This is a genomic window from Shewanella sp. LC6, from assembly GCF_006385735.2.
Taxonomy (GTDB): domain Bacteria; phylum Pseudomonadota; class Gammaproteobacteria; order Enterobacterales; family Shewanellaceae; genus Shewanella; species Shewanella xiamenensis.
The window spans coordinates 2,528,816-2,541,355 of sequence record NZ_CP043902.1; the positions used below are offsets into that span (position 1 = coordinate 2,528,816).

Here is a 12,540-nt window from a genome sequence, read left to right on the forward strand (position 1 = left end):
GACTGCTGAACTGGTCACAGCCTTGCAGAATATACAGTCAGTAAAGAACATACTTACTTGTTGGTTATGTCAGTACTAATGACACGTTCTATTCCCCCCTTGTCCTTGCGCCAATTCAAAGAGCCAATTCCATCATAAAATCTCATTTATTTATGCACCTGTAAAAGTAAGTGACCAATGTAAATTTATTTACTTTTGTGTAATTAATATTTTGGCTTCTTTGTTGTTTAACTTGATTAATTTAGTCTATCTTTTTGAATTTTAATGGGTTAATTGTGGTGGCATGCCTCGTGAATTATCTACGGTGAAAAACATTTCATAGGAGATTCAAAATGGGTTACGAAGTAGATTTTTTAGGTGTAGGCAGCGAGTCTAAAAGTGGCGATGCTATTGCCATCCGTTTTGGCAATTTGCATAGCCGCCGGGACGAACAAACAGTGGTGGTGATTGATGGCGGATTTAGTGATACCGGTACTGAATTGGTAGAACACATTCGTAAACACTTTGGTACTGATACTGTTGACCTGGTTATTAGTTCTCATCCAGATCAAGACCACATTAATGGTCTGGAAGTGCTACTCGACGAGCTTGATGTAAAAGAGCTTTGGTTGCATCAGCCATGGCTGCACAACCAAAACTTAGCCGATGAATTTGCTGATGGCCGTTTAACGGATTCAAGCCTAGGGGAGCGTTTAAAGCAAAACTTAGAGCGGGCCTGGTTACTGGCAAAATTGGCGAACCGCAAAGGTATTTTGATAAAAGAGCCATTCACTGGGCTTACCGATAAATCAGGTTCGGTCAAAGTTTTGGGACCCAGCCAGTCTTATTACGAATCATTAATCCCCGATTTTGATGGAATGCCAAAACGTGCTGAAGCAAGTACTGTCGCCAACGAGAGCTGGTTTGATAAAGCTGTACGTAATGTAAAAACATTTCTTGCAAACTGGGGAGAGGATCATATTTCAGATGATGGCCAAACTTCAGCAAAAAATAATTCGAGCGTAATTACCCAGTTTATCGTAGATGGAAGGCGTCTAGTCTTTACTGCGGATGCGGGGATTCAGGCATTAGAGCATGCCGCCGAACAAATTGAGTCATGTTACTCTGGCGCTGAGTTGAAGTTTATACAAATCCCACACCATGGAAGTAAACGTAATATCGGGCCAACAGTATTAAACCGTTTGATTGGTAGTCCTGTGGTGCACAGCTCTGCACGCGATATAACGGCGATTGCATCAACCGCTAAAGCGGGGGAGCCGAAGCATCCAAGGAAGGCTGTGTTAAATGCATTCACCCATCGCGGTGCCAGAGTATTGGTTACTCGTGGGCAAGGGATACTGCATTATCATAATTCACCAGAGCGTTCAGGATGGTCTTCATTAAATGCTGAGCCATATCACTTCTCTTATGAAGAGGAAGTGTAATCATGGCTTGGATTTCATTAAAAGCACAGAATTTACCGTCATTAGCTTTGATCATTATTTCGCAGTTATCGGTTGCTTACGCTTTGTCAAACTCTGGCTTCAACTGGTCCTCCGTTGAGGTGTTTTCACCAGAAACGGTAGTGGTGACCTTGATCATGTTGGCGGCTGCGTTATTTAGCAGCCTGCTGCCTGCGTCAGTGAAGCATCAGTTGGTCTTTTTGCGACTAAATAACGCATTACCCGGCCACCGATTCCTGCAACTCGCTGAACACGACCAGCGCATCGATTTATTCACTTTGCATCTGAAGGTATTACCTTTGATGCAATTAAATGCAACTGAAGAACAGCAAAACCGGGTGTGGTATCAACACATTTACCACCCCCACCAAAATACTCCCTTGGTAAAGGACGCCCATAAAGCGTTCTTGTTGTGGCGCGATAGTCTGGTGGTATCACTATTTACCGCATTGCTGCTAGCGATTGGAGTGCAAACCTTGCCGGCAGTAGCAGCTGTGTTCAGTCCATTGTCGTTTTTAGTGTCGGTGTTCTTTGTGCTGGCGACCGGATGTGCAGCGCACCATAGCGGCAAACGAATGGTCACAAATGCTGTTGTTTTGTGGCTGCTAAAGCCTAGTGCGTGTCAGCAGTAATAGAGGCAGAACGAGTTATGGCATTTATCGTCACGCAACGTTTTGCTGAACAATCGTCGGAGATTGCAACACTACTCGACGGAACAAAGTTGGTATTTTCTAAAGACAAGTTCGATTTTTGGTGCATTTACCACATTCGCAATGGTTTTGCGCATGCATTGCGTGATGAAGAGGTCTTTAGTTTTATGCAGAAGTATACCGGCAGCATTCAGCGATTTTGGTTATATAAGGACTTTATGACTGTGTTCAAATTAGTGACAACTGACATAAATTATGTTTTAATCAACAACATAACTAACATGGCTATGCATTATGAAATGCCGCCAAAAATGTCAGCGAATTACTCGTGGCGGAGGAAGTGGCAGGAATTACAACTTGAGTGTGAGGTGAGGTTTTTTTATAGCCAAGATATTACATTAAAGTTAAGTGCTTAAAAGGATTTAAAAAATGGCTGTGGTAGAACAACTTAAACTGTGGACAGCATCGGTTCTTCAGAGTAGGCAACACGTGCCTTTTGGTAGCCCTTTGTGGGCTTACAAAATCACAGACAGTGAGCTTGAAGATCTCCAAACAGTTTTACAACGTTTGTTTTCAACGACCAATACTAACTTACTTTTCAATAAGCATCTGAGCGTCTTATCACGGCCACTTGTTCTTTATATCGCAACTTGGCTTCAGCGGAAAACTAAATCCCGTCCTACTTGGGAACCTGTTACGGATAGCATCTGCTTAGATTACAACACCAGTAGCCGCGCCCTTATACTCGACTGTATTAGAGCAGGTCTAAAAGAATTCGGCATAAAAATACACCACACTCAGAATTATAGATACCTTGATACTTTGTATTGCCATGGAGGTTTTCCTCGAGCGGATTTACTTGGCATCTCTCATTCACACCTAATGGGGTATTTTGAAGATGTACTTAATAATTATGCAACGTTCCTCCACTCGCTCACAGTTGATGAAATCGCTGAGGGCAAATTGTCCAGCTTACCTGAAACCTTACAGCAGAAGTCTTTTTCTAAACTAGCTTCATCGCTAATTAGTTACCTTTTCGAACTTAGAGATAGTTTTCATCTTTATGAGACGTCTGATCCTCTCGCATTTTTGGACATGAAGAATCCAAATTGGCGAAATAACTTACCTTTTTTAGTTATTGATGAAGAAGCTAGCAGGTTGATAAACACACTGCTAAAGAAAACTAGCAAAGTAGTTAGACGTTCACAGAACCCAGTCAGACTAAAGCGTTATCTCCGACAAAACGCCGACGAATTCAATTTGTTTAGTGAGGTGCATGTAAACCATACAATTCATCCCGAAGACCTAAATAAGGTTCTTGGAGTAAATTCACTTCCAAACTTTTTTGAATTAATCACTATTACCGGAGACGGCCACAGATCCAGAGCGGCCAGTTTTAGTTATAAAACTGGTGCTGCGCCAAGATGGATAGTTTCAGAGATCGTGCGTCCCATAGTTGGTCTGTTGGCTGCAGGCGAGCTCAAGTATCAGCTATATTCTGACGGAGAACTGATTGGGAGCAATACTTATCGCCACGGCGAGTCGTTTGACGATCGTGCTCCTTGGATTTTTGACGCTGACGAACAAAAATTTAATTATTTAGGCCAGGGTAGTTTTCGTGACAGATTAGCATCAGTGCTTGTTGTGAGTGACTGCGAACCAGCGAAATGCAGTCCATCCTCTCAAGTTAGACTATTGGGTAAAGTCAGCTTCTGTGAACGTAACGTCTACAAAATAACCGGCCATGTAAAAATACCATCAACCTTTGGCCATTTTCATATTCGAACCGATGCTAGCCAACTGAATCTAGACTGCGTAAATGTCAAAGGGAAAAAGTTGGTAGATGTTATATCCGATAAACCGGTATACATCGGTAAACCAAATCTAGTAATTGATGAATCAAAGCCTGGTGCATCCTTAAATAAAGAAGAATATTTTTGGGTGAGCACCAATGGTACGAGAATTCCCTATTTTAGTAATACGGTTACTTCGGGAACAGGTGCTGTTGTTAGGGTCCTTGAAGGCGAAATTGTTTGGGTGCATGAATGCGTCTATCTTCACGATGAGTTTTTGGCAGAACTAATTCACAATGGAAAAGGGGAATTTGAAGTAAAATTCCGGGGTTTGGAAAATGCCCATGTTGGTTTAGTTCCTGGTCAAAGTGCAATTTTGACCGCTGAGCCCGAACTCATAGCGGGCTTTAAGTTTTGTGATATCAGATTAACTGATCTTCTAGTTGACAGTGTTGAATTCAGTATCTCCTGGTCAGATACCCCTGATAATACAATAAGACTCAGATTGCCCATTGCACTTAATGCGGTATCTTTGCTGACAAAGACGGGGGATGTTTATAGAGAATGTGACCTAGGATGTCTGACAGCTGACGATCTCATGGACTGTACTTTCAAGTTTCAACCAGACACATTTGAAACTCGGGTTAAAGTTGATCTCCTCGCCGATGACAAAGTTGTCATGTCAGTTTCTCAAGAAATGAATCTTTCCGCGTCTGGTACAAGTAAAACTCTTCCTGCGAGAGCTGTTGCTAACTTAGTGCGTCGACTTTTCCGTAATGGTTCAACTCCGGAACATGTTGTCAGGTTATCGTTCTTTGCTAAAAACGAAATTCTGGAGAACCGCATACCTCTAGTGTATAGATTTAAATATATACCCAAAATTCGCGGCCAATTCGTTTACTTACCTAAAACTCTTCTATTGATAAAGCATCTTGACCAATTGAAGTTAAAGTTGACACCAATTTGGGATCTTAACCGGGACACTCCAGATTTAGAATTTCTGGTTGAGGATGGAGATTTTGTAAAAGCAAAGCTACCAGAGATTGATGAATATGGCGGATGGTTACTGTGGGGGCCCGGACAAACAAACTTTAAACCGACATTGATTGAGTTTGACGTTCCGGTTGTACGCAAGAAAATAGATAACTTAGGTGCGTTCGGACAGGCTCTAAAGTCAGCACTTCAGTGTTCTCAAGGCATCACTGATTTTAATGAACCTCTAAAACAAGACTCGATACAGTATGCGGTTAAGTATCTAAAGCAAGAGGGTAACAAGCGTACTATTAATTTCTCATTACTCGATCGTATTCTAGAAAAAATGGAAAACGATATAGATCATGAAGGTTGGTCATATTTAAATGATCTGATAGACCTCGTGGAAGATATCGAGCCTGCAAATTTTCATGCACTCAAGCGACTGTTATCGCGCCCTTCTTGCTTAACCTTAATGCTTCTTAGAGACACCTCCAGATTCCACAAGGTGTGGGAGTTGGCTGATTATTTGCCGTTTCAGTGGATTCTCATACCAATATCAGCGTGGATCAAAGCTATTGATAAAGTTAAACGGAAAAATGCTTCATCACTGGAATTGATAAAAAAAACAGCTCCTAATATTTATGCCGAAGTTGAGCGTGGTCTATTTAGAGATCTCACTGCAAAAGGCCTATATTTTAATACATTGGTCGATATCGCTTTAGTCAATTTTACTCCAAGTAAAAAAATCTGGGCGGATACAAAAGACCCGAGGGGCAGTTCTTCTATTGGAAATAAATTCCTGATTGCCAAGAGCAAATTGTTTGAGCGTCATCAACACAAGTTGATGAGTATTTCACAGTCAAAGAAAAGAGATCTTGAGTTAATCGAATGTTTGGATAGGTGTTGGCCTGTTTCTTCGTTGCCAAGCGATCTTCGTGGCTTTTTCAGGGCAATGGGGGCCATTGAACAAAGTGAAGTGGTAAAGCGAGCTTACAAGCTTACGATTGAATTACCCGTAAAGGTGGCTTTTTATAACTTGGACGTATTCCTGCAACCTCTTCCTCCAAGGGAATTCCACGCGCTGAGTTTCTCTTTGAGTCAACTGCAACAGTTCGACAGAGAATGGTTGCAGGAGGCTATGTCATTAGCCACAGGGGCGGCATATTCAGCTTTTTGTAACTCAGAATTCACAGTGGTCGGTTAAGCTCGGAGATAGGTTCATTTAATGTCTAAAAAAAGCATTTCCCTAACCAATTTGTATACAGCAATTTCATCAGTGTCTGTCGATGCGGTTCTCAACCAATTAAATTTCAGGCATGACAGTTTGCGAGCTTATCTACGCTCAGTCCTCTCTAGTCAAATGCGCCACAATGATGGATTTTTAGCAGAGCCAGTAATTGAAGCAACATTTGGTTGGCATTCATCTGAGCGATCCTTGAACGATTTGACTAAGCAGGGAGAGTTATCAGCACGGTTGGTAAAGTGTATGGATGGTGCTTTTGCGCCAGATACGGAAAAACAAAAGTCTGAAGATTCAAAAATGGGAAAATCCCGTCTTGGATACGCGACAGATATAGATGAAGACTATACCTGGCCCGAAAATAGAGCTCCTTATACTCATCAGTTAGAGGCGTGGAATCTCCTCTCACAGGACACTCCGCGTTCTACAGTTGTTACTTCAGGGACCGGTTCAGGAAAGACTGAATGCTTTTTGGTTCCATTACTTAATGATTTAGCCAAACAAGTTGAATCTCACGATGAAGTACTAGTTGGGGTTCAAGCAATAATGTTGTATCCCCTGAATGCATTAATTAATTCTCAGCAAGAGCGTTTAAGTGCATGGACTAGGGGATTTGAGGGAAAGATAAGGTATGCACTTTACACTGGCGAAACTAAACATACTGCACCACCCAAAGCGACCAGAGTTTTTAAAACACACAAGCCTGAAAAAGTCGAGTATAGGGATGATATAAGAAATGCACCTCCCCCAATATTGGTAACTAACTCAACAATACTTGAGTACATGCTTGTTCGCCCAGTTGATCGTGAAATCTTAACAAAGTCTCAAGGGAAGCTGCGCTGGATTATCTTAGATGAGGCTCATACCTTGGTTGGGACGCAGGCAGCAGAAATATCGCTGTTGTTACGTCGGACGATGATAGCTTTTAATGTAAAACCTGAGCACGTAAGATTTATTGCAACTTCAGCAACCATCGGTGACTCAAAAGATTGGATTAGAACAGAGAAGTTACTCAAAGAATTCCTCTCTGGGCTTGCCGGAGTGAGCCCTGAACAAGTATCTGTGGTGCGTGGTACTCGATACATTCCTAAAATTCCCGACGACACTGATATTGAAGGCAAAATTTCAATTCCGGATTTAGAAAAATTAAATAGTGCAGATGCATACCAAAAGCTCTGCCAAATCCCTCTAATGCGCATTTTACGCCAAAGACTAATTCAATCTCCTATGACAGTTAGCGAGATTGCAAAAACGGTATATACAGAACGGGAGCAATTAGAGGCCCTGCACGCACAAAATGCTATGAAGTTAATTGATATTGCAACAAATGCATACCCTGACGGCAATCCAAGTCTTGAGCCTTTTTTTCCTGTTAGAGCTCACATATTTCATCGAGCCCAAAGAGGCTTATGGGCGTGTGTTAACCCCAATTGTTGTCATAAGACGGGGAGTGAGCTAGAGCAGGGATGGCCATTCGGAAGAGTGTTTGTTTCAGAGCGACAAAAGTGCTTGGATGGCTGCAGTTCACCAGTGTACGAATTAACGCATTGTGCAGTCTGTAAAGAACCTTCTCTTGCGGCCTCATTGGTCATTGACTCACATGGAAATCGAGTTTTGCTATCACGAGAGCATGATGATTTAGATGAGTATTCGGATGAGATTGAAGATAATCAAGAAATCGATGTAATTCTTGAGCATAAGACTCGCAACAATGTGCAAATATTTAGCTCCCAATCGAGCGATTTGGAACGATATAAATCCTTCGGAAGCTCAGTCGAAGCTTATCTGGATCTGAGTACCAGAAGAGTCAAAACTCGTTCTGAAAACACCCTTGCGGTTAGGTACACAACAGCGGATCGTGACTCATATCTCCGTTGCGCATGCTGTGACGCTACGGAAGCAGTAGCAAGTTCGACTTTTAAGAGAGCTCTTCTTGGTGCGCCTTTTTTAATGGGAAATCTTGTCCCCGAGTTATTGCGGCATATCCCAAGGAAAAATGATGATTCGTTGTTCGGTGCTCGTTTAATAACTTTTACGGATAGCCGACAAGGAACGGCAAGATTTTCTGCAAAGTTGCAACTAGATTCTGAGCGTAAGTGGTGTCGTTCAAAAATCTATCGCGAAATTGCAATGCGAAGCTCTGATTCCGAACTGTATAACGACCCCCAAATTGCAACATTCAACAAGATTCTTGATAGTAATCCTGAAGCCGCTACTAAGGATTTTATTTTATCGCAGATAAAAATAAGGCTTGAAGAGTTAAAGAAAGTCTCATTCAAATTGAATTGGGTAGCTGCGGTTGAACTCTTGGCAAACACTGACGAAATAAGGTTGATGGCAGGGGACCTAGATGTCGAAGACTACATGCTCCCAGGCGAATATAGTAATCGAGACCAACGCTTAGAAAATACTAAACACCTTGCAGAATTGTTTTTACTCCGAGAGTTTGCGCGGCGGCCTAAAAATGCCAACAACTTAGAAACATTAGGCTTGGTGAAGATAGTTTACCCTGCCCTAGATTCCATAACTGAGGAAGATCTGCGAGTTGGCTGTCGGGAATGGGGCACTCTAGGTCTCAATCTCGATGATTGGAAGAGCTACCTAAAGATCATTCTTGATTTTTATGTCAGAGAAAACACGCTAATTGACATTCACTCTTATCAAGTGAATTGGATGGGCGGTAAATTATTTGCACGCCTTCTGCAGGGGCCTGAGTTTGAAGGCAAATCCGAGGAAGAGAAAAAAGCTATTTGGGCTTTTCCATCGGTGAACAAGGGGAACCAACATAAGCTGGTTCGTATGCTCGAGTTATTTAGCAAAAGGTCAGCTAAAGACAACCCAGAGCTTTTCAACGGAATCCTCAGATTTGCGTGGCGTACTCTAATTAATAAAGAAATACTGCAGCATTACAAGGATGGAAATAAAGAGTGGCGTGAAGGCTACCACCTAAAGCTGAGTAACTCAGCATCCTTTGAATTGATAACAAATGCATCCGTGTGTCCAATTACTAACCGATGGTTAGATACGTCATTTCGGGGAATATCGCCATATTTAACCAGTAAGACTGAAATAGAAGATTGCTTGGTTAAGAATACGAACTGCAAGATTCCTCATCCAGCCCCTGATTTGTTGCAAAGCAATAGCTCGCAATCGCTTCGCAACTGGATACGCCACAATGAGTTTATTCTTAACATGAAAAAGCAGGGGATCTGGAGAGATATCACTGATGCGGCACTTTTACCCCCAGTCATGCTTCGTTCTGCAGAACACTCAGCTCAACAATACACTGACAATTTGAAGCTTTTTGAAAAGGCATTTAAAAAAGATTTTTTGAATGTCCTTAATTGTTCAACAACGATGGAAATGGGTGTAGATATTGGTTCGCTAGTCATGGTAGCGATGAACAATGCTCCGCCATCGACGGCAAATTACCTGCAACGCGCTGGACGCGCTGGCCGACGAGGTGAGAGTACCTCTATCGTATTCACGTTCTGTAAATCTACGCCGCATGGTGAAAGAATTTTTGCAAACCCGAAGTGGCCATTTGAAACGCCCATTCCAGTTCCGAAGGTTGCACTTGAAAGTGTGACTATTGTTCATAGGCACATTAACGCATTCCTCCTATCTCGCTATCTAAATACCAAGTTTAGCAAAGAGAATCTGCCAACTTTGAAGTCTGGAAAATTCTTCACTTCGGATACAGGTACTGCAATTTATGAGCGTTTTATGAGCTGGTTATCCAGTGAAGCTGTTGATGATAAATACATTAGCCAGTGCTTGCGCATGATGATTGTAGGGAGTGGATTGGCGGGACAAGCGGAAGCATCTCTTGTGCATAAAACATTGCAAGCCATCGAAGAAGCGTCAAGCCATTGGCGGAGGCGTTGGGACTCACTTTGTGCAGAAATTCAGAAAGTAAGCGAAGACGACACCGGAGCCAAAAGGCGTTTGATTAAACAGAAAGAATCTATGGAGAAAGATTCGCTATTGAGTGAACTAACCTCAAGAGGATTTCTTCCAGGCTATGGTTTCCCGGTAAACGTTGTTGAACTGGTTACTAACAATAAAATGGAAAAAGCAAAGGAGGCTCACAGCTACCCATCAAGGGGACTGGCCACAGCGATAAGGGAGTTCTCTCCAGGGAGTGATATCGTTTTAAACGGTGCCGTATATCGTTCGATGGGCCTTCAATTGTCTTGGAAAGTGCCACAAAGCCAGTATGACCTATCTAAGGTTCAGAAATTGCGGAATGCTGTGAGCTGCCAAGAATGCGGCTTTTGTCAATTGGACATTATAAGCAATCAAGAGCTAAAAAGTTGTCCAGACTGCGGTTCCAATAGGCTCAAGACGATGGAGTATATCGTACCCGATGGATTTAAAGTCGATTATAAGACGCCACTTCATAACGATTACACTCAACCACTTTATGCGCCATATACAGAACCGTTAATTTCCATAACAGACACAACCTGGCAGGCGCTATGTCGGCACGAATTAGGACGCTTTAAGGTCTCCGACGCGGCAGAGCTTTTTTACTACAACAATGGCAATGGTGGTGGGTATGCTCTCTGTTGGAGTTGTGGCCGGATGGAGCCATTGGCAGTCAATAGTAGTGAAGGTCGTACTTTTTTAGATCTGAAAAGTCAGGTGAGATTACTTACTCGAGAAAAGCATCCTAGGTTGTCTGGTACGTCAATAGATGGAAATGCTGACTGTATTAAGAGTGATTGGAGCATTAAAGTCAGTTCTTCAAGTTTACAAGATGGATTATTACAAATTCCTTTTGTTCTCGGGTTCAGCAGTGTAACAAGTATGTTCGAGCTACAAATTAGGGATCCAAAAACTCACGAGTGGATATTTGATCGTAAGCTCTTGTTTAGTTTCGGTGCTGCCTTAAGACAAGTTTATTGTGCAAGGAAGGGGATTTCCACGTCTGAGCTTGGCATTTCAGTCCATCAAAGGAAAACAGCATCTTCCGAGAGTGAATCAGTTTGTAGCCTTTTTATTTTCGATACTGCAGAACAAGGTGCAGGGTATGCATCGTCAATCCCTGAGGTATTGGCAGAGCTTTTTAAAGATGTCTATGAGTACGCGTCAGAATGTCCATCTGCTTGTGATGCATATTGTCACGCATGCCTTTTGGATTATGACACACAGCATCATGTCGAGTATTTGGACCGAAAATGGTTAGTTCAGTTTTTTGAAGAAACAAAGTTTCATTTGTTATTTGAGGTTGAACCTTCTCGAGCATGCTTTGGAGAACGCTCAATTCCTGAGCTCAGCAGTATTGACCAGCTACTATCAATCAAGGGTAGGTCGTCATTAGGAATAGATTTGTTTGTGTCTGCTTCTGATTGGGATCTAGCTGAAGTTTCAGTTTTATCTAAACTTCATGATTTGAAAGGGATACCAATTCGTTTGCTGTTAGGTAATGCGGCGATTCAAACACTGACACCAAATTTAGCTTGGCAGCTTAGGTCTAAAATTCCATCTCAAGTGGAGATCTCATCTTATGAATTACCCAAGGAGATTTCGGCCGGCTCGTTCCCGTTATTACGAATGAAATTTACCGATGGTGATTATTGGTATGCAACCGATGATCAGAGAAAAATCTCTTGTAACGCTCAATGGGGCTCGTCGGAAGGAGCATCTTTAGTCGCGGCAAAACCAATGGCTGTTGATCTAAAAACCAGCCCTTTCAACTTGGAAGACTTGGCATTGAAGTCTGAGCTAACAAGTAACATCGCGCTGATCGACGACATTACGACAAAGCTGAATGTCCCATTCAATCGATTTGGCAGTTCGATATTTGCGCTTTTCGAGGAGATAATACCGCGCTTCAAGAATGTGTTTGATCAAGGCATCGAGAATGTAACTTATACAGACAGATACCTGATAAGCCCAATAAGTTTAGGCTTGATCATCTCTATTTTTGCTCATGTTAAAGCAATTATGGGGATAAGGGATTTTGAGATCATTACATGCCATCCGAGCGCTGCTGGTGATAGGAAACCATACTGCATTGCGGATAACTTCAGCAATATTGATGAAGTTAATGATTTCATCGACTCGGTTTGTAGTACATACGGAATTAACGTATATCCAGAGTTTGCTTCCAAAAATGACATCGATCATGGAAGGTGCTTGACGTTTACACTCAAGAATGGAGAGGTGGTTCGATTTTTATTTGACCAAGGAATGGGGTATTGGGCAACTCGCCGTCCATACAGTCGGATCAAATTTGATTTCGAAAGTGTGGGGGCGTTTGATATTAATTCTTGGTGTTTTAAAGTTGAGTCAAGTGGTGGCAATAGCTACATTGTTGTACATAAAGGGCGGAGCTGTTAAACATTTTTAAATGTATAGGTTTGGCACTCTGCGACCAACTATTATTGGATACGTTAATTGATGGTGAAACGATTTAGGCTAAAAAGAAATTA

At 42.1% G+C, this 12,540-nt stretch carries 5 protein-coding genes; all 5 read left to right on the forward strand.

All coding sequences use genetic code 11. The features are described from left to right. The first annotated feature begins 332 nt into the window (after positions 1-332). Genes FJD32_RS11530 through FJD32_RS11550 form a run of 5 tightly spaced genes read left to right on the forward strand, consistent with a single transcriptional unit; the run spans position 333 to position 12,448 of the window. Positions 333-1,424, forward strand: a complete 1,092-nt coding sequence (locus FJD32_RS11530) for an MBL fold metallo-hydrolase (RefSeq protein WP_140907617.1) — start codon at positions 333-335, stop codon at positions 1,422-1,424. A gap of 2 nt (positions 1,425-1,426) precedes the next feature. Then, a complete protein-coding gene (locus FJD32_RS11535; protein ID WP_140907618.1) occupies positions 1,427-2,074 on the forward strand; it encodes a hypothetical protein in 648 nt (215 codons plus the stop codon). A gap of 17 nt (positions 2,075-2,091) precedes the next feature. Further along, positions 2,092-2,508 (forward strand): hypothetical protein, encoded by a 417-nt coding sequence (locus tag FJD32_RS11540; protein WP_140907619.1) that lies wholly within the window; start codon positions 2,092-2,094, stop codon positions 2,506-2,508. 13 nt (positions 2,509-2,521) lie between these two features. Next, positions 2,522-6,064, forward strand: coding sequence for an STY4851/ECs_5259 family protein (locus FJD32_RS11545; protein ID WP_140907620.1), 3,543 nt, complete (start codon positions 2,522-2,524; stop codon positions 6,062-6,064). Between the two features lie 21 nt (positions 6,065-6,085). Beyond that, positions 6,086-12,448, forward strand: a complete 6,363-nt coding sequence (locus FJD32_RS11550) for a DEAD/DEAH box helicase (RefSeq protein ID WP_140907621.1) — start codon at positions 6,086-6,088, stop codon at positions 12,446-12,448. Positions 12,449-12,540 lie beyond the last annotated feature (92 nt).